We start from the raw sequence: 21684 nt of genomic DNA, 5'->3' as shown, positions 1-21684 counted from the left end.
GGACGCCATGAGCGAAAAAACTCTCGCCATCCCGCAGGACTTCATACTGGGCGCGGCGTCATCCGCGTGGCAAACCGAAGGATGGAGTGGCAAAAAAGCAGGCCAGGATTCCTGGCTCGATCTTTGGTACAAAAACGACCGCCACGTCTGGCATAACGGCTACGGCCCGGCCGGCGCCACCGATCTGATTAACCGCTACGAAGACGATGTGGCGCTCATGAAAGCGGCAGGGCTGACGCACTACCGCACCTCGATTAACTGGTCGCGTTTTTTTACTGATTACGAACAGGGCATCGTTGACGAAGAGTACGCCGCGTATTACGACCGCTTCCTGGATGCGATCCGCGCGGCGGGCGTTGAACCGATGATCTGCCTTGAGCATTATGAGTTGCCCGCTTATCTCTTTGAAACCTATGGCGGCTGGTCATCTAAAAAGGTCGTCGAACTGTTCGTGCTGTACGCGGAAAAAGTGTTTGAGCGCTACCACCACAAGGTATCGCGCTGGTTCACCTTTAACGAGCCGATTGTGGTGCAGACCCGCGTATATCTTGACGCGCTGCGCTGGCCGTATGAGCAGAATACCGGCACATGGATGCAGTGGAATCACCATAAAATCCTCGCCACCGCGAAAGTAGTGCGCCTGTTCCGTGAAAAGGGTTACGCGGGGAGCGTCGGGGTTATCCTCAACCCGGAAGTGACCTACCCACGCTCACGCGCGCCGCACGATATAAAAGCCGCAGACCGCTACGATCTCTTCTATAACCGGGTGTTCCTCGACCCTCTGGTGAAGGGTGAATACCCGCCTGAACTGCTGCAACTGCTGGAAAAACACGGCGTGGCGTGGGAGTACAGCGAAGAGGAGCTTGCGGTCATTCGCGCATATACCGTGGATGAGCTTGGCATCAATCTTTACTACCCGCATCGCGTCAAAGCCCCGTCACGCGCCTGGCACCCGGAAACGCCTTTCCATCCGGCGTATTACTACGAACCGTTTGAGCTGCCGGGGCGGCGGATGAATACCTCGCGTGGCTGGGAGATTTATCCGCGCATCATTTATGACATGGCGATGCGGATCAAAAACGATTACGGCAACCTGCCGTGGTTTGTGGCCGAAAGCGGAATGGGCGTTGAAAACGAAGCGCAGTTCCGCAACGCCGATGGCGTGATTGAGGATGACTACCGCATCGTATTTATCGGCGAGCATTTACACCAGACGCTGCTGGCGCGCGAGGCGGGCGCAAACTGTCGGGGCTATATGCTTTGGGCATTTACCGACAATGTTTCGCCAATGAACGCCTTTAAAAACCGCTACGGGCTGGTGGAGATCGATTTACAGCACAAGCGCGCCAGACGCCCGAAAAAATCGCTGCACTGGTACCGGCGCTTAAGCGAATCGCGCACGCTGACGCTCACGCTTGATGATGAATGGAAATAAGGAGCCGCTGATGAAACGTATCGTACTGTGTTGTTCCGCTGGCATGTCGACCTCTCTGGTGGTGACCAAAATGGAAAAAGCCGCCGCCGAACGCGGGCTGGAGCTGAAAATCTACGCCATCCCCGAGCAGAACCTGCGTGATGAGTTAGAGCAATACGCCCGCGATATCCAGGCGGTGCTGCTGGGCCCCCAGGTGCGCTTTAAACTCGCAGAAAATAAAAAGCTGACCGACGAGCACCAAATCCCGATCGCGGTCATTGATTCTGTCGCTTACGGCACGCTTAACGGCGCGAAAGTTCTCGATCAGGCGTTATCTCTGGTAATCTAACGCGCCTTTCCGCCGCCAGGCGGTAAGCTATATTGGGTCCATTCAGAGCACAGGTGATCACGTGGAGAAGGCTGTCGTTCCGCCGGAGAAAAAGCAGTATCAGGAGATTGGCGAGGATCTGCGCGCGCAGATTATCCAGGGACATTACCCGGTCGGCTCCCGTCTTCCGCCGGAGCGCAATATCGCCGAGAAATATGGCGTCAGTCGCACCATTGTGCGCGAAGCGCTGCTCATGCTGGAGCTACAGGGCACGGTGGATATTCGTCAGGGTTCTGGCGTTTACGTCATGCGCATTCCGGCGGAGCACGAAGCGGAAGAGGAACGGTTTTTCTCAAGCGACATTGGCCCTTTTGAAATGCTCCAGGCGCGGCAGTTGCTGGAGAGCAATATCGCCGCCTTTGCTGCCAAAATGGCGACTAAAGCGGATATCGATAACCTGCGACGCATTCTGGAGCAGGAACAGCGCGCGATTGCGATGAATGACACCACGCAGGACAACAACAAGATGTTTCATCTGGTGCTTGCGGGCGCGTCACAGAATCAGATGCTGCTGGCGACGGTAGAAAGCATCTGGCATCACATGGACAGTAGCCCGCTGTGGCAGCAACTGCGCGCGCATATTGAAACCCGCGCCCATCGTCTGAAGTGGCTTGGCGATTACCAGACCATCCTCGCGGCGCTGCGTCGCCGTGATGTAATGGGGGCCTGGCAGGCGATGTGGCAGCATCTTGAGAATGTAAAAAACAGCCTGATGGAGCTTTCCGACGCCGACGCGCCTGATTTCGACGGCTACCTTTTCGAGTCGGTGCCCATTTTCCAGGGAAAACTGCAATGAAAGGAGCCGTGCGATGCAGATAGTGCCGCTGTATGACGCCCCGCAGCACGCGGAGCAGGTGACCGAATGGCTGTGGCAGGCGTTTGGGGTGTCGTTGCCGCGCGCGTTTTTTGCAAGCATCGTCACGCACAGCCAGCAGCCGGGCAAACTGCCGCTCACGTTTGTCGCCATCGAGGGTGACACGTTGCTCGGCACCGTGGGGCTGTGGCGCTGTGATTTGATAAGCCGTCAGGATCTGTTTCCGTGGCTTGCCGCGCTCTATGTTGACGATGCGCAGCGCGGCAAAGGGCTTGGCGGAAAATTACAGGGCGCGGTGAGAGATTACGCGCGCCGGGAAGGCTTTCACGAACTGTTTCTCTACTCCGCCTGCCGGGATTATTACGAGCGTTTTGGCTGGTCGTATATCGGCGACGGCCTGGACTACCCTGACCAGACCGTGCATCTCTACCGCTACGATTTATCAGATTCTGCGGGGGCGACCACCGAGTGACGGCGCACCAGCGTCGGCGTAAAAATATTGGTGATCTCCGGCGCCGGGCGGTTATCGGCCAGCGCTAACGCGAGCTCCGCCGCCTGCGTTGCCATCGTTACAATCGGGTAGCGAATCGTGGTCAGACGCGGGCGCACATAGCGCGAGACCAGCACGTCATCAAAACCAATCAGCGAAATCTCCTGCGGTACCGCGATGCCGTTATCATTCAGCACGCCCATCGCGCCCGCAGCCATCGAATCGTTATAACAGGCTACCGCGGTAAACTGTTTTCCCTGGCCGAGCAGCTCGGTCATGGCCTGCTCGCCGCCGCTCTCATCGGGTTCAGCCCACGCGACTAAACGATCGTTGCACGGCAGATCGTGTTCGCGCAGCGCGTCATAATAGCCCTTCAGCCTATCGTCGGCGTCTGAGATCGCATGGTTTGAGCACAGATACCCGATGCGCGTATGGCCCTGCTGAATCAGGTGCCGGGTGGCAAGCCACGCGCCGTAGCGATCGTCGAGCGCCACGCAGCGGGCCTCGAAGCCCGGCAGGATCCGATTGATCAGTACCATGCCCGGGATCTGTTTCATGAGCGGAATCAGTTCGCTGTCAGGAAGTACTTTGGCGTGCACTACCAGCGCAGCGCAGCGGTGGCGGATCAATTGTTCAATCGCCTGCCGCTCTTTGTGCTCGCTGTGGTAGCCGTTGCCGATAAGCAGGAAATTCCCGGTGTGATAGGCCACCTGCTCGACGGCTTTTACCATTGCCCCGAAGAAGGGATCGGAGACGTCGCCCACCACAAGCCCAATGGTTTCGGTCGTCTGCTGCGCCAGCGCACGGGCGTTGGCGTTCGGGTGGTAGTTGAGTTCTTCCATGGCGCTCAGCACCGCCTGACGTGAGGCGTCGCTGGCTTTGGGGGAATCGTTAATTACGCGGGAGACCGTGGCGACAGAAACTCCTGCAAGCCGCGCAACATCCTTAATAGTCGCCATTCAATACCTTCGGGGTAAGCGTTTACACTGCGGTAAGTGTTACGGAAAAGCGCGACCACTTCAAGCCGCGTGCCAGGCGGGCGCGTTCTGGCTCACAAAAGCGTTTGGGATAAATAAGGAGAAATCATCGGTGGATGTAACCGAAAAAAGGCAAATAATTTCAGATAAAACCTTTAGTTACACTTTGCGAAGGGCTGTTGCGATTGGCAGGTGGCGGCGAGTGTGGGCGCATTGCTACATTTGAGATCCCAGAGGTATTGATAGGTGAAGTCAGCAACTTTGCTGATCACAACACTTACACCAACCTGCGCGGATGCGCAGGTTTTTTTTTGCCTGAGTTCCGCCCCGCTTTGCCTTTTCCCCGGATTTTCGATAGCAGCTTTCTTACCGTGAAGCGCCTTGCGCGCACCCTGTCAATTTCTCCTGTCGCCCCTGTTCGCCGAGTCGTGTAATCTGCGCTAACTATACTTAACCCTCCCTAAAGGAAAACAAAGGGCGTTGATATGGTTTTAAAATTTTTTCGTTGGCTGTTTCGTGTGCTCTTTCGTATCCAGGTATATGGAGATACCGGGCCGCTGAGTCAGGGGCGCGTGCTGATAACGCCTAACCACGTTTCGTTCCTTGATGGCGCGCTGATGGCGCTCTTTTTGCCGGTTCGCCCGGTTTTCGCGGTCTATACCTCTATCAGCCAGCAGTGGTACATGCGTGCGCTGAAGCCGCTTATTGATTTTGTGCCGCTGGATCCGACCAAGCCAATGTCGGTGAAACAACTGGTGCGTCTGGTAGGTGAAGGGCGTCCGGTTGTGATTTTCCCGGAAGGGCGTATCTCCATCAGCGGATCGCTGATGAAAATCTACGAAGGCGCCGGTTTTGTTGCGGCGAAATCACAGGCCACCGTCGTCCCGGTGCGTATTGAAGGCGCAGAGCTGACCTTTTTCAGCCGCCTGAAAGGCCTGGTGAAACGCCGCTTCTTCCCGCGAATTACCATTCATATCCTGCCGCCGACCTCGGTTCCCATGCCTGATGCGCCCAAAGCGCGCGATCGCCGCAAACTGGCGGGTGAAATGCTGCATCAAATCATGATGGAAGCCCGCATGGCGGCGCGCCCACGCGAAACGCTGTTTGAGGCGCTCATTAACGCGCAGAAGCGTTACGGCGAGAGCAAAAATTGCCTGGAAGATATTAACTTCAAGCCAGACACCTACCGCAGCCTGATGATGAAAACGCTGTTTGTCGGGCGCATTCTCGATAAATACAGCGCGCCGCGTGAAGCCATCGGCCTGATGTTGCCGAACGCCAGCATCAGCGCGGCCGTGATTTTCGGCGCGGTAATGCGTGGTCGCATTCCGGCGATGATGAACTACACGGCGGGCGTGCAGGGGCTTTCCAGCGCGATCACCGCCGCACAGATAAAAACCATTTTCACCTCGCGTCAGTTCCTTGATAAAGGCAAGCTCTGGCATCTGCCGGAGCAAATCACCTCGGTGCGCTGGGTGTTTCTTGAAGATTTGAAAGGCGAAGTCACGGCCAAAGATAAAGCGTGGATCTTCGCGCATCTGTTAATGCCGCGCCTGGCGCAGGTCGAACAGCAGCCCGAAGACGCGGCGCTGATCCTCTTTACGTCTGGCTCCGAAGGCAATCCGAAAGGCGTGGTACACAGCCACAAGAGCCTGCTCGCGAACGTGGAGCAGATCCGCACTATTGCGGATTTCACCGCTGACGACAAATTCATGTCGGCGCTGCCGCTGTTCCACTCTTTCGGCCTGACGGTCGGGCTTTTCACACCACTGCTGACGGGCGCGGAAGTCTTTCTCTATCCCAGTCCGTTGCATTATCGCGTCGTGCCGGAGCTGGTCTATGACCGCAACTGTACAGTGATTTTCGGCACCTCGACCTTCCTCGGCCACTACGCGCGTTTCGCGCATCCGTATGATTTTCATCTGGTACGTTATGTTGTGGCTGGCGCTGAAAAACTTCAGGACAGCACCAGACGCATCTGGCAGGACAAATTTGGTCTGCGCATTCTGGAAGGCTACGGCGTGACCGAATGCGCGCCGGTGGTGTCCATTAACGTGCCGATGGCAGCGAAGCCGGGCACCGTCGGGCGTATTCTGCCCGCGATGGACGCGCGTCTCGTGGCTGTGCCGGGGATCGAGCAGGGCGGACGTTTGCAACTGAAAGGCCCCAACGTGATGAAAGGGTATCTGCGCGTGGAAAATCCGGGCGTGCTGGAAGCGCCTGTTGCTGAGAACCCGCAGGGCGTCAGCGAACCAGGCTGGTACGACACCGGTGATATTGTCGCATTCGACGAACAAGGTTTCGTACAGATCCAGGGGCGTGCCAAACGCTTTGCCAAAATCGCGGGTGAAATGGTATCGCTGGAAATGGTGGAAACCCTGGCGCTTGCCGTCTCGCCGGAGAAAATGCACGCCACCGCCATTAAACATGATGCTGCCAAAGGCGAGGCGCTGGTGCTCTTTACGACCGACCCTGAGCTGAGCCGTGAAAAACTGGCGCAGCAGGCGCGCAGCAACGGCGTACCGGAGCTTGCCGTGCCAAGGGATATCCGCTTCCTCAAGCAACTGCCGTTACTCGGCAGCGGCAAGCCTGATTTCGTGGCGCTGAAGAAAATCGTCGACCAGGAAGAGACAAACCATGCCTGATTCGCACAGCCAGAACGGCTCGTTGTTTTCGCGGGGAATGATGGCGGTTATCGCCGCGCAGTTTCTCTCGGCATTTGGTGATAATGCGCTGCTTTTCGCGACGCTCGCGCTGCTCAAACAACAGTTCTACCCGGACTGGAGCCAGCCGGTGCTGCAAATGGTGTTCGTCTGCGCCTATATTCTGCTCGCGCCGTTTGTAGGCCAGGTGGCAGACAGCTTCTCCAAAGGGCGCGTTATGATGGTCGCCAACGGGCTGAAGCTGCTCGGCGCGGTGCTTATCGTCTTTGGCGGGAATCCGTTTATCGGTTATACGCTGGTGGGGGTTGGCGCGGCGGCGTATTCGCCCGCCAAATACGGCATTCTCGGCGAAATCACTACCGGTGACCGCCTGGTGAAAGCGAACGGGCTGATGGAGTCCTCAACGATTGCCGCGATCCTGATTGGCTCGATGGCAGGCGGGGTGCTGGCGGACTGGCATGTCGGCGCAGCACTGGGCGTCTGCGCGCTGGCCTACGCGGGCGCGGTGGGGGCGAACCTCCTTATCCCGAGGCTCGGCGCCGCACGGCCTGGACAGTCGTGGCGTTTCGGCCCGATGACGCGCAGTTTCTTTAACGCCTGTCGTGAACTGTGGCGCAACGATGAAACCCGTTTTTCACTGGTGGGCACCAGCATGTTCTGGGGCGCGGGGGTGACGCTGCGTTTTCTTCTGGTGCTGTGGGTGCCGGTCGCGCTTGGGATAACCGATAACGCCACGCCGACCTACCTGAACGCCATGGTCGCCGTCGGTATCGTGGTGGGTGCGGGTGCCGCGGCGAAGCTGGTAACGCTTGAGCGCGTATCGCGCTGTATGCCGGCAGGCATTCTGATTGGCGTTGCGGTTATCTTTTTCTCGCTCCAGCAGGCAGCGCTTCCGGCGTATTTGTTGTTGCTACTGATAGGCTTTTTCGGCGGTTTCTTCGTGGTGCCACTTAACGCGTTGTTACAGGAGCGCGGTAAACGTTCCGTCGGCGCAGGTAACGCGATTGCGGTACAGAATCTCGGCGAGAATACCGCGATGCTGTTAATGCTGGGTCTCTATTCGCTGGCGGTGAAATTGTCGCTGCCGGTGGTGGGGATTGGCGTCGGCTTCGGCGCGATTTTCGCGCTGGCTATTTCAGGCCTGTGGTTGTGGCGACGTAAGCAATAAAAAAAGCCCCGCTTCGGCGGGGTTTTTTATGGGCGCGGAACGGTTACGGCGCCGGGTAGGTATAGACCTGATGCACCGCTTCAAGCTCCGCCAGCACGGCATCGCTTAATTCCAGATGCAGGCTCTCTACGTTGGTTTTTAGCTGTTCAAGCGACGTTGCACCAAGCAGCGTGCTGGCGACAAAGGGCTGACTACGCACAAAAGCCAGCGCCATTTGCGCCGGATCCAGACCGTGACGCTTCGCAACATCCACATACGCGGCGACGGCCTTTTGTGACTGTTCACTGCTGTAGCGCGTAAAACGGCTGAAGAGCGTATTGCGCGCGCCAGCGGGCTTCGCGCCGTTCAGATATTTACCGGTCAGCGTGCCGAAGGCGAGCGACGAGTAGGCCAGCAACTCAACACCTTCAAACTGGCTGACTTCTGACAAACTCACCTCGAAACTGCGATTCAGCAGGCTGTAAGGGTTTTGTATCGTCACGATGCGCGGCAGATCGTGCTTATCGGCCAGGTGCAGGTAACGCATGACGCCCCAGGCCGTTTCGTTGGACACCCCGATATAGCGGATTTTCCCGGCGCGCTGAAATTCAGCAAGCGCCTCCAGCGTTTCCAGCAGCGTTACGGCAGGCGCGCTGTCGCTCCAGCTATAGCCCAGTTTGCCAAAGCAGTTGGTGGGGCGCTGCGGCCAGTGTACCTGATAGAGATCGAGATAATCGGTCTGTAAGCGTTTAAGGCTGGCGTCGAGCGCGTCGCGGATATTTTTACGATCCAGCGCCTGGTTTGGGCGAATGCCGCTGTCGCTGTTGCGGCTGGGGCCGCTGACTTTCGAGGCAATAACCAGCTTTTCGCGATTGGCGCGTTTTTTCAGCCAGTTGCCGACATAGGTTTCCGTCAGGCCCTGTGTTTCCGGGCGCGGCGGGACGGGATACATTTCGGCGACATCAATCAGGTTTATGCCCTGGCTTACGGCGTAATCAAGCTGCTCATGGGCCTCGGCCTCGCTGTTTTGTTCACCAAAGGTCATGGTTCCCAGCCCCAGCGTGCTGACTTCGAGTGAGCTATGAGGAATACGGTGATAATGCATAGCCGGCCTACCTTCTGTTGTTCAGTCCGCGTCAGGCCATTCCTGACAAAGGAATATAAACATGGCAGAGGGGAGACAAAAGGAAAAGAGGGAAGGGAGAAAAAACCAAAGGCCAGCGCAAGGCTGACCTTTTATTTAGCGCTCAATGATTTGCGAAACCTGGTCGCGGTTAATCTGCATCTCGTTGCCCTGCGGGTCGCGATAGCTTACCAGCCCGGTTTCGTCATCTACCTGCGGTTTGCCTTCGGTCAGGATCATGCGGCCATCTTTTGTCGCCATGACGTAATCACTGCTACAGCCAGAAACCGCGAAGGCCAATCCGACGGCAGAAATTGCTACAGCCCATTTATTCATTGTTTTTCGCCTCATCAGGAAGGGGTCCACGTAGAGTCTAGTAAAAAGCAGCGAGGCGGCGCGAAAAAGCAGCAAATTCTTAAAAGCGCACGGGAATAAACCAAAACGCTCCCGAAGGAGCGTTGGCTTTACAGCGGTTTTTTCTTGTTGCGCAGCAGATTGAGACTTTCCACTGCGATGGAGAAAAACATTGCGAAGTAAATGTAGCCTTTCGGCACGTGGATATCGAAACTTTCCAGCATGAGCGTGAAGCCCACCAGGATAAGGAAAGAAAGCGCCAGCATCTTGACCGACGGGTGACGCTCGACAAACTCGCCAATGGGGCGCGCCGCGAACATCATCACGCCGACTGCGATGACAACTGCCGCCATCATGATAAACAAGTGATCGGAGAGGCCCACAGCGGTAATCACAGAGTCGAGGCTGAAAATAATATCCAGCAGCATGATCTGGATAATCGCCCCAAAGAAGGAGTGAACGTTGGTTTTCAGCCCTTCTTCTTCACCTTCGATCGTTTCGTGGATCTCTCTACTGGCTTTCCAGATAAGGAACAGGCCGCCCAGCAGCAGAATAAGATCCCGCACTGAGATTGCCTGATCGAACACGGTAAACAGCGGGTTAGTCAGTTTCACGACCCAGGCGATAGAGGCGAGTAGCGCCAGACGCATCAGCATTGCCGCGCCGAGACCCAGCTTACGGGCAAGCCCTTGCTGTGATTTCGGCAGCTTCGCCACGACAAGCGAGAGAAAAATAATATTATCGATCCCAAGCACAATCTCCAGCAGCGTCAGCGTGCCGAGCGCCAGCCAGGCGTTAGGATCGGTTATCCATGCAAACAACATTCAAAAAGTCCTGCTCAAAGAAACAAAACGCTAATTATATGCATCTGCGAATGGCTATTGACAAAAATTTAAGGTGTTTATAACAAAAAATGACGTGCCAGCAGGACGGCGGTGAAGTTCTTCTTCAGATAGAAGCCGCGCGGCAGCGTCATAATAGGCTCGCCGTGAGCGCCAAATGCGGGTGTTAACGCTTTGCTGTTGGCTGCTTTCGGGCGCAGTTGCAGCACTTCGCCGTGGCGGGCGGTAATGCGCTCGACCTGTCCTAAGACAATCAAATCCATCAGCTCTTCCCAGTCGCGGCGCAGCTGATCTTCTTCCTGCGGCGATGGGCTCCAGAGCAGCGGCGAGCCAACGCGGCGCGCGGCAAGCGGGATCTCGCGCTCACCTTCCACGGGCACCCATAACACGCGCTTAAGCTTATGGCGCACATGGCTGGTTTCCCACGTCACGCCGGTATTACCCGTCAACGGGGCGACACAAACAAAGGTGGTTTCCAGCGGGCGGCCCTGATAATCGACGGGGATGGTTTTCAGTTCGACGCCCAGTGCAGCGAAATCCTGCTCTGGTTTGCTGCCCGCGCTGGCGCCAAGCCAACGTTCCAGCAGCACGCCGATCCAGCCTTTATCACGACGTAAATCGGCCGGGGTTGCAAGGCCCGCCAGGTCTGCCAGCTCGCCAAGCGTCAACCCTGCCAGCTGCTGTGCCTGATGCAACAGCTGCGCTTCATCTTCAGGTGGCCGGGTGAGGGGGGCAAGGGAATTCATACTGACTACCTTATGGTTAAAAAATGAACAGCAAAAAGGGTGCTTGTGGAAAGTCTTTGACTGCGTGTTAGCAAACAATATAACACTATGATTTACTATATTTTTTTATGTAAAAAAAAGATTTTTTTAAGCGAAAAGTTAGGGTTGTTCAAATCTGGTCACCGACAATGAACAGGATCTTACACCAGTTTATCCACAGAAAAATGGGATAACTGTGTAAATCCCCCACTACTGTTTCGATTTACAGCCTTGACGAACAGGGAAAACCGTCTTTTCAGGCAAATTGTGTTTAAGTTATTGGCATAATCTGTGGATAAAAACGACGCTGGTCGATCTTTCGTCAGAGTAAGGATCGCCAGTGTGACGATCATCACGTTATGCGGTGAATATCATGCTTTTTAAAATTTAATCGTTTGAATAGCAATACAATTTTATCCATAAGAATTATCCTTAGTTCCGGGTTGTTTTGGGTTTTCCCTGGGTAATAAGACACTTCTTCACAAAGATATCCACAGAAAAAGTGAATAAAAGCCAGATAAAGCTGTGGCTCCTGTTTATAACCCCGCATATTTTTGTGAGTTATTCAAATGTTATTCCTGTACACAGCGGCTAACAGAGTGGTTTACCGTCAATGAGGAGTATGAAACAATCGTTACTATCCAGGTTTATTTTGAGGTAGTCCGGTGATCGATGATGATGGCTACCGCCCGAATGTTGGTATCGTGATCTGTAATCGTCAGGGGCAGGTAATGTGGGCCAGACGTTTTGGTCAGCACTCCTGGCAATTTCCGCAAGGCGGCATTAATCCTGGCGAGTCGGCGGAACAGGCGATGTACCGCGAGCTTTTCGAAGAGGTCGGTTTACAACGAAAAGATGTGCGTATTCTCGCCACAACCCGAAACTGGTTACGTTACAAATTACCAAAACGTTTGGTGCGTTGGGACACAAAGCCGGTATGTATCGGCCAGAAACAAAAGTGGTTTCTTCTGCAGTTAATGAGCAACGATGCCGATATCAACATGCAAACCAGCAGTACGCCAGAATTTGACGGCTGGCGGTGGGTAAGCTTCTGGTATCCGGTGCGCCAGGTCGTCTCTTTTAAACGCGATGTTTATCGTCGGGTCATGAAGGAGTTCGCAAGCGTTGTGATGCCGTTGCAGGAGAGCGCGCCACCGCAGCGTAATCCTTCGCCTGCCTGGCGACGTAAAAGAGGTTAAGCCACGCAAATTATGCTCACCCGGTTGCGAGAAATAGTCGAGAAGGTTGCCAGCGCCCCGCGCCTCAACGAGGCGCTGGATATTCTCGTTACGGATATCTGTCTTGCGATGGATACCGAAGTCTGCTCGGTTTATCTCGCCGACCACGACCGGCGTTGCTATTACCTGATGGCAACGCGGGGGCTTAAAAAACCGCGCGGGCGTACCGTTACGCTGGCTTTTGACGAGGGTATCGTCGGGCTGGTCGGGCGTCTTGCGGAGCCCATCAACCTCGCTGACGCGCAAAAACACCCCAGCTTTAAATACATTCCTTCGGTGCGAGAAGAACGCTTTCGCGCCTTCCTTGGCGTGCCGATTATTCAGCGCCGCCAGTTGCTTGGCGTTTTAGTCGTCCAGCAGCGTGAGCTGCGCCAGTACGACGAGAGCGAAGAATCATTTTTAGTCACGCTCGCGACCCAAATGGCGGCGATTTTGTCGCAATCTCAGTTGACCGCGCTGTTTGGCCAGTACCGGCAAACGCGTATTCGTGCGCTGCCCGCCTCGCCGGGGGTGGCAATAGCGCAGGGCTGGATGGATGCCACGCTCCCGCTCATGGAGCAGGTCTACGAAGCCTCCACGCTAGACACCGGTCTTGAGCGCGAACGCCTGACCAGCGCACTGGAAGAAGCTGCAAGCGAATTTCGCCGCTACAGCAAACGCTTTGCCGCGGGCGCGCAGAAAGAAACAGCGGCAATTTTTGATCTGTACTCGCACCTGTTGTCCGACGCCCGACTGCGTCGCGAACTCTACGACGAAGTAGATAAAGGCTCGGTCGCCGAATGGGCAGTAAAAAAAGTCATCGAGAGATTTGCCGAACAGTTCGCTGCGCTGACCGATGGCTATCTCAAAGAGCGCGCGGGCGATCTGCGCACACTCGGACAACGGCTGCTATTCCACCTCGACGATAACATCCAGAGTCCGAATACCTGGCCTGAGCGATTTGTGCTGGTGGCGGATGAGCTTTCTGCGACAACGCTTGCTGAGCTTCCGCAGGACAGATTAATGGGCGTCGTCGTGCGTGATGGCGCAGCGAACTCGCATGCTGCCATTATGGTTCGCGCCATGGGCATTCCAACCGTGATGGGCGCTGATATTCAGCCCGCTATTCTGCACCATCGTATGCTGGTAGTGGACGGCTACCGCGGTGAATTGCTGGTCGACCCAGGCCCGGTATTGCTACATGAATATCAGCGGCTTATCAGTGAAGAAAACGAGCTTAGCCGCCTTGCGGAAGATTACGTTGAACAGCCTGCCTGCCTTAAAAGCGGCGAGCGGGTGCAGATTATGCTGAACGCGGGTTTAAGCCCGGCGCATGAGGAAAAGCTCGGCAGCCGTATCGACGGCATCGGTCTTTACCGCACTGAAATACCTTTTATGCTGCAGAGCGGTTTCCCGTCTGAAGAAGAGCAGGTTGCGCAATATCAGGGCATGTTGCAGATGTTTAATGACAAGCCTGTCACGCTTCGTACGCTCGATATCGGTGCTGATAAACAGCTGCCTTACATGCCCATCAGCGAAGAAAACCCCTGCCTCGGTTGGCGCGGTATTCGTATTACGCTCGATCAGCCTGAGATCTTTTTGATCCAGGTGCGTGCCATGCTGCGTGCTAACGCCGCAACGGGCAATCTCAGTATTCTGCTGCCGATGATCACAAGCATCGACGAAGTGGATGAGGCGCGTCGTCTTATCGATCGCGCTGGACGTGAAATGGAAGAGATGCTGGGCTATGAGATCCCGAAACCACGCCTGGGTGTGATGGTGGAAGTCCCGTCGATGCTGTTTATGCTGCCTCATCTGGCCAGCCGCGTTGATTTCATCTCAGTCGGAACCAACGATCTCACCCAATATCTTCTTGCGGTAGACCGCAATAATACCCGCGTCGCCAGTCTCTATGACAGCCTGCACCCGGCCATGCTGCGCGCGCTGAAAATGATCGCCCTTGAGGCACAGCGGCTCGGTATCGATCTCTGTCTGTGCGGTGAAATGGCGGGCGATCCAATGTGCGTTGCACTACTGGTTGGTATGGGGTATCACCATCTTTCCATGAACGGCCGCTCGGTCGCGCGCGTGAAATACCTGCTGCGTCATATCACGCTGGAAGAGGCTGAAACCCTAAGCGGGCGTAGTCTCGAATCGCAATCGGCGACCGAGGTTCGTCATCAGGTGGCGGCGTTTATGGAACGTCGCGGCATGGGCGGCTTAATTCGCGGCGGCCTGTAACACCGCGATTGCACCTCGTGCTCTTACACATCTTTTACAACTTCCTGAACTCGCCCACGCTGGGCTTTATGCTATGATTCGCTGCCTCAGGAGCGTCCGGAAAAGGGCGCAGCATCTCACCCGCTGTCCACTTTCAGCGGGATAACAACAGGTTTTGGTGACAGATGAATAGTGGCTATCTGCATTTTCCCGATTTTGATCCGGTAATTTTCTCGCTTGGGCCGGTTTCGCTTCACTGGTACGGGTTGATGTACCTTGTGGGCTTTGTCTTCGCCATGTGGCTCGCCGTTCGTCGTGCTAATCGTCCTGGCAGCGGCTGGACAAAAAACGAAGTTGAAAACCTTCTGTATGCGGGCTTCCTTGGTGTATTTCTGGGTGGTCGCATCGGTTATGTGCTGTTTTACAATCTGCCGCTGTTCCTTGAAAACCCGCTCTATCTGTTCCGCGTGTGGGACGGGGGCATGTCTTTCCACGGCGGGCTTATCGGCGTTATCTGCGTCATGATTTGGTTTGCGAAGCGCACCAAACGTAACTTCTTCCAGGTTTCCGATTTTATCGCCCCGCTAATTCCTTTCGGGCTTGGCGCTGGACGTCTGGGCAATTTTATTAATGGCGAATTATGGGGACGCGTCGATCCTGGCTTCTCGTATGCCATGCTCTTTCCCGGCTCGCGCAGCGAGGATATCAGCCTGCTGGCCTCGCATCCGGAATGGCAATCGCTGTTTAATACTTATGGCGTGCTGCCTCGCCATCCGTCGCAGCTTTATGAACTGTTCCTTGAAGGGATTGTGCTGTTTATCATCCTGAACGTGTTTATCCGTAAACCGCGCCCTATGGGGGCTGTTTCTGGTTTGTTCCTGATAGGTTATGGCGCCTTCCGCATTATCGTTGAATTTTTCCGTCAGCCGGATGCGCAGTTTACCGGCGAGTGGGTGCAGTACATCAGCATGGGGCAGATCCTCTCCATTCCAATGATTGTCGCAGGCGCAGCCATGATGGTCTGGGCTTATCGCCGTCGCCCACAGCAGCAACTTTCGTGAGATGCCATGAAACAGTACCTTGAATTGATGAACAAAGTGCTCCATGAGGGAGCACAAAAAGATGATCGTACCGGCACCGGGACGCTCTCTATTTTCGGCCACCAAATGCGTTTTAACCTGCAGGAAGGCTTTCCGCTGGTGACGACTAAACGCTGCCATTTGCGCTCCATCATCCATGAGCTGCTGTGGTTCCTGAAAGGCGATACCAATATCGCTTATTTGCATGAAAACAACGTCACCATCTGGGATGAATGGGCGGATGACAATGGCGATCTCGGCCCGGTTTACGGCAAACAGTGGCGTTCCTGGGCGGCTCCGGATGGTCATCAAATCGACCAGCTCGAAACGGTTCTTAAACAACTGAAAAACGATCCTGATTCGCGCCGTATTATCGTTTCTGCCTGGAATGTGGGTGAACTCGATAAAATGGCGCTGGCACCCTGTCACGCGTTTTTCCAGTTCTACGTAGCGAACGGCAAGCTTTCATGCCAGCTCTACCAGCGCTCTTGCGATGTGTTTCTCGGCCTGCCTTTCAATATTGCGAGCTATGCGTTGCTCGTTCACATGATGGCGCAGCAGTGCGATTTAGAGGTCGGCGATTTCGTCTGGACGGGCGGCGATACGCACCTCTATAGTAATCATCTTGAGCAGGCTCGCTTGCAGCTTACTCGTGAGCCGCGCCCGCTGCCGAAACTGGTGATCAAACGTAAGCCCGATTCGCTTTTTGATTATCGATTCGAAGATTTCGACATTGAGGGGTATGACCCTCACCCGGCTATCAAAGCGCCTGTCGCAATTTAACGCTTACCCTGCCATAACCGACGCCTGTGTGCGTCGGTTTTTTATCTTCTTTGTTGATTTTTCGGCATATCTTCCAGGGCTGTTGCAATGTGCTGCAACAGCTCGCATTTCTTTCGAGACATCTTCCTGTTCTCAGTTTCTGCGCTGGTAACGCTTCGCCGCAGTGGCACACTTTCGCCATGAACAGAAAACAGCAGGGCTACACCCTTATCGAAGTTATGGTGGTATTGGTTATTGTCATCAGCATGAGCGCGGCGGGCGTTTATGGCTGGCAGCGCTGGCAATATCAGCAGCACTTATTACAGACCGCGCAACAAGCGCGAGATTTTCTTGAGCAACTCCGGGAGGAAGCCAACTGGTGGAATCTTGATAATAAGCTCTCCATACAGCGCAGCCCACAAGGATGGTGTCTGATTGCGCAGATGAACGGGGAACAGCCGTGCCGAAAAGGCGCCAGAAATCAGTTTTCACCGCCGTGGCCGGAGGTAGAGATCGACGAGATGACGCCTGGACTTGCCTTTTTCGGCTTACGAAATACAGCCTGGCCCGGCCATATCATTTTGCGTAATTCTACAGGCGAATGGCGCCTTATCGTTTCTGTATGGGGCCGCATCCGGCTATGTCAGCCGGGGGAAGGGACATCGTGCATGTAAAAGAGAAAGGATTTTCTCTACTGGAGGTGTTGATTGCGCTTGGGATCAGCAGCGTATTGCTAACCGGAGCAGCGAGGCTATTACCAGCGCTACAACTCAGCATATTGCGGCAAGCTCAGCAAACGTTGCTGCAGGAAGAACTGTGGCAACTGGCTTTTACCGTTGGCAAACAGATACAGCGGGCAGGATATTGCAACGGCAATTGTCAGGGAAAAGCGTTGCAACTGAACAGTGACGGCAGCTGTTTACTGGTGCAGTGGGATGCCAACAGTAATGGACGCTATGAAGGCGCGCCTTCTGCCGAGGCGGAACAGACGGGTTATCGCTTGCGTGATGGCAGCCTTGAAACGCAGCGTGGCGCAACATCGTGTGAAGGCAAAGGATGGGAAAAGATGACCAATCCCGTCATGGTACGGATTGATCAGTTTCTGGTGCAGGAAAAGCGTCGTCCCGGTTTTCCGCCGCTTGTTTTCGTGAAGTTACGGGCAACAGTTTTGCGTTATCACGGCGAGCCGGTAACGGTTCAACATAATGTGAGCGGGTTTAATTTATGAACGCCAGGGAAAACGGCATGTCCACCCTTTCTGTGGTACTGGCTTTTTTGTTGCTAGGCAGCCTTCTGCTAGGCGGGTTACAGCAACAGATGGATAGCCGCTTCAGGCGCGTGGCCGCGGAAAGCTCGGCGATAAAAGCCTTCAATGAATCCCTTTCCGCTCTGGCGCTGTCACAGCGCAAGCACTGGCAGTTTACGCCCCAGTGGCAATGCCAGCCTGTGCAGGAGGTGAATGGGCGCGCCTGCGTCAGGCAAACAGAGGCGTATCTGCTGGTGGCAGCGCAAGGTTTTACGGAAAATACGATACCCGTCACGCTCTGGCGCTGGGCGAAAGAAGAGGGAAATACGCTGCGTTTTATACCCCATGGCTGGAGCGACTTTTGCCCACTGGCGGAGGCGAAGCAATGTCAGTTGCCATAACCCGCTCCCGTGAAGCCGGATTTAGCCTGCCCGAGGTGCTGGTCTCGCTGGTGTTATTCATCATCGTCATTGGGGCGTTAATGGGTTACTACCAGACGCTGGCGCAGGGTTTACTTAGCCAATGGCACTACCGGCAACTCTGGCGTTTTGCGAGCCAACAGGCAGAAATGAGTCCATCGCCTTTACCTGAGGGCTGGAAAGCGACGCGGGTGGAGACTTCCATGGCAGGATGTGTCAGCATTTCGGTTATTGTGTCTGCCCCTGAGGGCAGGCAAGGGCAACTTAAACGTCTACATTGCCCGTCTGAAGAGCAGTAGTCAGGAGTCATTATGTTACGGGTTTATCACTCCAACCGGCTTGATGTGCTGGAGGCGATCATGGAGTTCATTGTTGATCAACAGCCGCTTCCTGATCCTTTCGAGCCTGAAATCGTCCTGGTGCAGAGCACCGGTATGGCGCAGTGGTTGCAGATGAGCCTGGCACAGAAATTCGGTATCGCCGCAAATATTGAGTTTCCACTTCCGGCAAGTTTTATCTGGGACATGTTCGTACGCGTACTGCATGACATTCCGCAAGAGAGCGCCTTCACCAAGCAGAATATGCGCTGGAAGCTTATGAAGCTTCTGCCGGGGATGCTCTCTTCGCCTGAATTCGAGATGCTGCATCATTATCTTCATGATGACGAGGACAAACGTAAACTGTTCCAGCTCGCCTCGCGGGTGGCGGATCTTTACGATCAATATCTGGTTTACCGCCCGGAATGGTTAACCCGCTGGGAGGCGGGCTATCTCATCGACGGTCTTGGCGAACCTCAGCGCTGGCAGGCGCCGCTCTGGCAGGCGCTGGTCCAGCACACCGCAGCTCTGGGTCAGCCGCTTTGGCACCGCGCTAATCTCTACCAGCGCTTTATCAATACGCTTGAAAATGCGAAAAGCCGTCCGGAAGGGTTGCCTGCACGCGTGTTTATTTGCGGTATTTCAGCGCTGCCACCGGTTTACTTACAGGCTTTACAGGCATTGGGTAAACATATCGACGTGCATCTGCTCTTTACTAATCCATGTCGTTATTACTGGGGCGATATCCAGGATCCTGCATTCCTGGCGCGTCTGTTAAGTCGCCAGCGCAAGCTACATGCGCGTGAAGGAACAGCGCCCCTGTTTAAAGACAGCGAAACAGCGCCAGCACTTTTTAATGATGAAGGCGAGCAAGAAGTAGGAAATCCGCTACTGGCTTCCTGGGGCAAGCTTGGGCGCGATTACACTTATCTGCTCTCAGGCCTTGAGCGCTTTGAAGAGATGGATGTGTTTGTCGATATTGAGCCCGATAATCTGCTGCACAGCCTGCAATTTGATCTACTGGAACTGCGTAATCAGGCGCTGGCGGGCGTAACGCTTGAAGAGTTTGAGCGAAGCGATGCAAAGCGGCGGCTTGCTCCAGACGATCGCAGCATTACCGTGCACGTTTGCCACAGTCCGCAGCGTGAAGTGGAGATTCTGCACGATCAACTTTTGCAGATGCTTGAGGCAGACCCTCAACTCACGCCGCGCGATATCATCGTCATGGTAGCGGACATCGACAGCTATAGTCCGTTTATCCAGGCCGTATTTGGCAGTGCAAGTCAGGAGCGCTATCTGCCTTTTGCTATTTCCGACAGACGCGCCCGGCAGGCACACCCTGCGCTTCAGGCGTTTATTACACTGCTCTCGCTGCCTGACAGCCGCTTTGTCTCAGAAGATGTTCTGGCGCTTTTAGAAGTTCCGTCGCTTTCCGCTCGCTTTAACATCCGCGAAGAGGGGCTGCGTTTTCTGCGTCAGTGGGTGAACGAATCAGGCGTGCGTTGGGGCATTGACGATGACAATGTGCGCGAACTGGCTTTGCCTGCAACGGGACAACATACCTGGCAATTTGGTTTGACGCGTATGCTGCTGGGCTACGCGATGGAAAGTCATCTTGGCGAATGGCAATCTGTCCTGCCGTATGATGAATCCAGCGGACTGATTGCCGAATTGGTCGGCCATCTTGCTGAGCTCTTAATGCAGCTTAATCTATGGCGTAAAGGGCTGTCCCAACCGCGGCCGCTGACAGAGTGGTTACCGGTTTGCCGGGATATGCTGGATAGCTTTTTCGCACCGGATACTGAAACCGAAGCCGCGCTGGCGCTCATTGAGCAGCAATGGCAGGCCATCATTGAGCAGGGTATTGGCGCACACTATGAAGAAGAGGTGCCGCTCAACTTATTGCGTGATGAGCTGGCGAAAATGCTCGATCAGGAGCGTATCAGCCAGCGTTTTCTGGCCGGACCGGTAAACTTCTGTACGTTGATGCCGATGCGTTCTATTCCTTTTAAAGTCGTATGTCTGCTTGGCATGAACGATGGGGTTTATCCGCGCACGCTGGCGCCGTTAGGGTTCGATCTGATGAGCCAGAAGCCGCAGCGTGGCGACCGCAGCCGACGCGACGACGACCGCTATCTTTTTCTTGAGGCGCTACTCTCAGCCCAGCAGCAGCTTTATATCAGTTATATCGGTCGTTCCGTACAGGACAACAGCGAGAAATACCCGTCAGTGCTGGTGCAGGAGCTGGTTGATTATCTGGCGCAAAGCCACTATCTCCCCGGTGATGAGGCCCTAAACTGCGACGACAGCGAGCAAAACGTAAAAGCCCATCTGATGCGCCTTTATCCGCGCACACCATTCGATGCAGAAAACTTCCAGCCTGCCAGAGAAACGCAAAGTTACGCTCGTGAATGGCTGCCTGCGGCCAGCGAGCAAGGCGAAGCGCATCCGGAATTTATCAAGCCGCTTGCGCCGATTACACTTGAAGAGTTGCCATTCGAACAATTTCAGCGTTTCTGGCGTCATCCGGTGCGCGCGTTTTTCCAGCTACGGCTGAAGGTCAATTTCCGCACGGAAGAAAGCGAACTACCAGATGCCGAGCCTTTTACGCTCGATAGCCTTGGCCGCTACCACATGAATCAGCAATTACTGAATACGCTGGTGGAACAACAAGACCCGGAAGCGCTCTATCGGCGTTACCGTGCGGCGGGAGAACTGCCTTATGGTGCGTTCGGCGAGCTGTTTTGGGAAAGTCAGTTGCAGGAGATGCAAGTGCTCGCAGAGCGCGTGCTGGCAGAACGCAACGAAGGAGAAAGCCGGGAGATAGCCCTTGAGCTTGGCCAGGTAGAAATGACCGGGTGGCTACAACATGTTCAACACGACGGTCTGCTGCGCTGGCGGCCTTCGGTACTGCGTGTTGAGCATGGAATGCAACTTTGGCTTGAGCATCTGGTCTACTGTGCCTGCGGCGGCGAAGGAACCAGCCGGCTGTATGGTCGTAAAGACAGCTGCTGGCGCTTTCCACCTCTGCCTCGAGAACAAGCGGAGCACTATTTGCGGGATCTTATCGAAGGCTATCAACAGGGCATGCGCGAACCCCTGATTTTGTTACCCCAGAGTGGCGGTGAATGGTTAAAAGCCTGCTATGACGTGAAGAATGACGTCATCTTGTGGGATGACGAAACACAACATAAAGCGCGAAATAAACTTATCCAGGCCTGGACAGGTAATCAGATGGTTGAGGGAGAAGGGACAGATATCTGGTATCAGCGTCTGTGGCGCAACCTTGAGCCTGACTATTATGAGGCCATTATTCGCGAGGCTCAGCGTTACTTGTTACCGTTGTTCCGCCATAACCAGCCTTAATAAAGCCATCGGCCCTTTCAGCCCTCTCGAGAAGGGCGTAGCCGCGGCACCGCATGTTAATGATGAATAGCAAAAGCAGTAA

The 21684-nt window shown here is 55.0% G+C and carries 20 protein-coding genes; 15 read left to right on the top strand and 5 right to left on the bottom strand.

Features of this window, described 5'->3' with window-relative positions:
* Positions 1-7 precede the first annotated feature (7 nt).
* From AFK62_RS15975 to AFK62_RS15960, 4 genes are all read left to right on the top strand, one after another.
* Positions 8-1435 carry a glycoside hydrolase family 1 protein gene (locus tag AFK62_RS15975; RefSeq protein WP_007663752.1) on the top strand — a complete coding sequence of 476 codons (1428 nt, stop codon included), beginning with the start codon at positions 8-10 and terminating at the stop codon, positions 1433-1435.
* 10 nt (positions 1436-1445) lie between these two features.
* The gene (locus AFK62_RS15970; RefSeq protein ID WP_007663751.1) at positions 1446-1763 is read left to right on the top strand and encodes a PTS sugar transporter subunit IIB; all 318 of its coding nucleotides are present in this window, start codon (positions 1446-1448) and stop codon (positions 1761-1763) included.
* Between the two features lie 61 nt (positions 1764-1824).
* On the top strand, positions 1825-2598 hold the full coding sequence (locus AFK62_RS15965) for an FCD domain-containing protein (protein WP_007663750.1): 774 nt from the start codon (positions 1825-1827) through the stop codon (positions 2596-2598).
* 13 nt (positions 2599-2611) lie between these two features.
* Positions 2612-3088, top strand: coding sequence for a GNAT family N-acetyltransferase (locus AFK62_RS15960; protein ID WP_007663749.1), 477 nt, complete (start codon positions 2612-2614; stop codon positions 3086-3088).
* Here the strand turns inward: AFK62_RS15960 and galR are convergent.
* Positions 3049-4065 carry an HTH-type transcriptional regulator GalR gene (gene galR / locus AFK62_RS15955; protein ID WP_007663748.1) on the bottom strand — a complete coding sequence of 339 codons (1017 nt, stop codon included), beginning with the start codon at positions 4063-4065 and terminating at the stop codon, positions 3049-3051. The two genes, AFK62_RS15960 and galR, sit on opposite strands and share 40 nt — an antisense overlap.
* 503 nt (positions 4066-4568) lie before the next feature.
* Here galR and aas point away from each other — a divergent pair.
* Together aas and lplT are read left to right on the top strand one after the other, a co-directional pair.
* Positions 4569-6728 carry a bifunctional acyl-ACP--phospholipid O-acyltransferase/long-chain-fatty-acid--ACP ligase gene (gene aas / locus AFK62_RS15950; protein WP_007663747.1) on the top strand — a complete coding sequence of 720 codons (2160 nt, stop codon included), beginning with the start codon at positions 4569-4571 and terminating at the stop codon, positions 6726-6728.
* Entirely contained in the window at positions 6721-7914 is a 1194-nt protein-coding gene (gene lplT, locus AFK62_RS15945; RefSeq protein WP_007663741.1) for a lysophospholipid transporter LplT, read from the top strand. Before aas ends, lplT begins: the two co-directional genes overlap by 8 nt.
* Positions 7915-7957: 43 nt before the next feature.
* Here lplT and AFK62_RS15940 read toward each other — a convergent pair whose 3' ends face one another.
* The 4 genes from AFK62_RS15940 to mutH form a co-directional block, all read right to left on the bottom strand.
* Positions 7958-8998, bottom strand: a complete 1041-nt coding sequence (locus AFK62_RS15940; protein ID WP_007663739.1) for an NADP(H)-dependent aldo-keto reductase — start codon at positions 8996-8998, stop codon at positions 7958-7960.
* Positions 8999-9133: 135 nt separating this feature from the next.
* Entirely contained in the window at positions 9134-9352 is a 219-nt protein-coding gene (locus AFK62_RS15935) for a YgdI/YgdR family lipoprotein (protein ID WP_004385948.1), read from the bottom strand.
* Positions 9353-9480: 128 nt separating this feature from the next.
* Complete coding sequence (locus tag AFK62_RS15930; RefSeq protein WP_007663731.1) at positions 9481-10194, bottom strand: TerC family protein; 714 nt, start codon at positions 10192-10194, stop codon at positions 9481-9483.
* A gap of 77 nt (positions 10195-10271) precedes the next feature.
* Positions 10272-10958 (bottom strand): DNA mismatch repair endonuclease MutH, encoded by a 687-nt coding sequence (gene mutH / locus AFK62_RS15925; RefSeq protein ID WP_007663729.1) that lies wholly within the window; start codon positions 10956-10958, stop codon positions 10272-10274.
* A 683-nt stretch (positions 10959-11641) separates the two neighbouring features.
* Between mutH and rppH the strand changes: the two genes are divergently transcribed.
* From rppH to recC, 9 genes are all read left to right on the top strand, one after another.
* Positions 11642-12175: an RNA pyrophosphohydrolase gene (rppH, locus tag AFK62_RS15915; RefSeq protein WP_004385951.1), complete on the top strand. Its 534-nt coding sequence runs from the start codon at positions 11642-11644 to the stop codon at positions 12173-12175.
* Between the two features lie 12 nt (positions 12176-12187).
* Entirely contained in the window at positions 12188-14434 is a 2247-nt protein-coding gene (ptsP, locus tag AFK62_RS15910; protein ID WP_007663721.1) for a phosphoenolpyruvate--protein phosphotransferase, read from the top strand.
* Positions 14435-14598: 164 nt separating this feature from the next.
* Positions 14599-15474 (top strand): prolipoprotein diacylglyceryl transferase, encoded by an 876-nt coding sequence (gene lgt, locus AFK62_RS15905; RefSeq protein ID WP_007663719.1) that lies wholly within the window; start codon positions 14599-14601, stop codon positions 15472-15474.
* Between the two features lie 6 nt (positions 15475-15480).
* Complete coding sequence (gene thyA / locus AFK62_RS15900; RefSeq protein ID WP_007663710.1) at positions 15481-16275, top strand: thymidylate synthase; 795 nt, start codon at positions 15481-15483, stop codon at positions 16273-16275.
* Between the two features lie 179 nt (positions 16276-16454).
* Complete coding sequence (locus AFK62_RS15895) at positions 16455-16928, top strand: prepilin peptidase-dependent protein (RefSeq protein WP_007663707.1); 474 nt, start codon at positions 16455-16457, stop codon at positions 16926-16928.
* Positions 16919-17482 carry a prepilin peptidase-dependent protein gene (locus tag AFK62_RS15890; protein WP_007663704.1) on the top strand — a complete coding sequence of 188 codons (564 nt, stop codon included), beginning with the start codon at positions 16919-16921 and terminating at the stop codon, positions 17480-17482. The genes AFK62_RS15895 and AFK62_RS15890 overlap by 10 nt, the downstream gene beginning before the upstream one ends.
* 17 nt (positions 17483-17499) lie before the next feature.
* Positions 17500-17901, top strand: coding sequence for a DUF2509 family protein (locus AFK62_RS15885; RefSeq protein ID WP_032983874.1), 402 nt, complete (start codon positions 17500-17502; stop codon positions 17899-17901).
* Positions 17886-18218: a prepilin-type N-terminal cleavage/methylation domain-containing protein gene (locus AFK62_RS15880; protein ID WP_007663699.1), complete on the top strand. Its 333-nt coding sequence runs from the start codon at positions 17886-17888 to the stop codon at positions 18216-18218. Before AFK62_RS15885 ends, AFK62_RS15880 begins: the two co-directional genes overlap by 16 nt.
* 12 nt (positions 18219-18230) lie before the next feature.
* Positions 18231-21602 carry an exodeoxyribonuclease V subunit gamma gene (gene recC, locus AFK62_RS15875; protein ID WP_007663696.1) on the top strand — a complete coding sequence of 1124 codons (3372 nt, stop codon included), beginning with the start codon at positions 18231-18233 and terminating at the stop codon, positions 21600-21602.
* Positions 21603-21684: the final 82 nt, after the last annotated feature.

This window comes from Cronobacter condimenti 1330 (assembly GCF_001277255.1).
Lineage (GTDB): Bacteria > Pseudomonadota > Gammaproteobacteria > Enterobacterales > Enterobacteriaceae > Cronobacter > Cronobacter condimenti.
This window is presented reverse-complemented; position numbering and strand designations above follow the sequence as displayed.

Coding starts and splice junctions, on each gene's coding strand:
- AFK62_RS15975 (WP_007663752.1), top strand. CDS start 8: ATGAGCGAAAAAACTCTCGCCATCCCGCAGGACTTCATACTGGGCGCG.
- AFK62_RS15970 (WP_007663751.1), top strand. CDS start 1,446: ATGAAACGTATCGTACTGTGTTGTTCCGCTGGCATGTCGACCTCTCTG.
- AFK62_RS15960 (WP_007663749.1), top strand. CDS start 2,612: ATGCAGATAGTGCCGCTGTATGACGCCCCGCAGCACGCGGAGCAGGTG.
- galR (WP_007663748.1), bottom strand. CDS start 4,065: ATGGCGACTATTAAGGATGTTGCGCGGCTTGCAGGAGTTTCTGTCGCC.
- aas (WP_007663747.1), top strand. CDS start 4,569: ATGGTTTTAAAATTTTTTCGTTGGCTGTTTCGTGTGCTCTTTCGTATC.
- lplT (WP_007663741.1), top strand. CDS start 6,721: ATGCCTGATTCGCACAGCCAGAACGGCTCGTTGTTTTCGCGGGGAATG.
- AFK62_RS15940 (WP_007663739.1), bottom strand. CDS start 8,998: ATGCATTATCACCGTATTCCTCATAGCTCACTCGAAGTCAGCACGCTG.
- AFK62_RS15935 (WP_004385948.1), bottom strand. CDS start 9,352: ATGAATAAATGGGCTGTAGCAATTTCTGCCGTCGGATTGGCCTTCGCG.
- AFK62_RS15930 (WP_007663731.1), bottom strand. CDS start 10,194: ATGTTGTTTGCATGGATAACCGATCCTAACGCCTGGCTGGCGCTCGGC.
- mutH (WP_007663729.1), bottom strand. CDS start 10,958: ATGAATTCCCTTGCCCCCCTCACCCGGCCACCTGAAGATGAAGCGCAG.
- ptsP (WP_007663721.1), top strand. CDS start 12,188: ATGCTCACCCGGTTGCGAGAAATAGTCGAGAAGGTTGCCAGCGCCCCG.
- lgt (WP_007663719.1), top strand. CDS start 14,599: ATGAATAGTGGCTATCTGCATTTTCCCGATTTTGATCCGGTAATTTTC.
- thyA (WP_007663710.1), top strand. CDS start 15,481: ATGAAACAGTACCTTGAATTGATGAACAAAGTGCTCCATGAGGGAGCA.
- AFK62_RS15895 (WP_007663707.1), top strand. CDS start 16,455: ATGAACAGAAAACAGCAGGGCTACACCCTTATCGAAGTTATGGTGGTA.
- AFK62_RS15885 (WP_032983874.1), top strand. CDS start 17,500: ATGTCCACCCTTTCTGTGGTACTGGCTTTTTTGTTGCTAGGCAGCCTT.
- AFK62_RS15880 (WP_007663699.1), top strand. CDS start 17,886: ATGTCAGTTGCCATAACCCGCTCCCGTGAAGCCGGATTTAGCCTGCCC.
- recC (WP_007663696.1), top strand. CDS start 18,231: ATGTTACGGGTTTATCACTCCAACCGGCTTGATGTGCTGGAGGCGATC.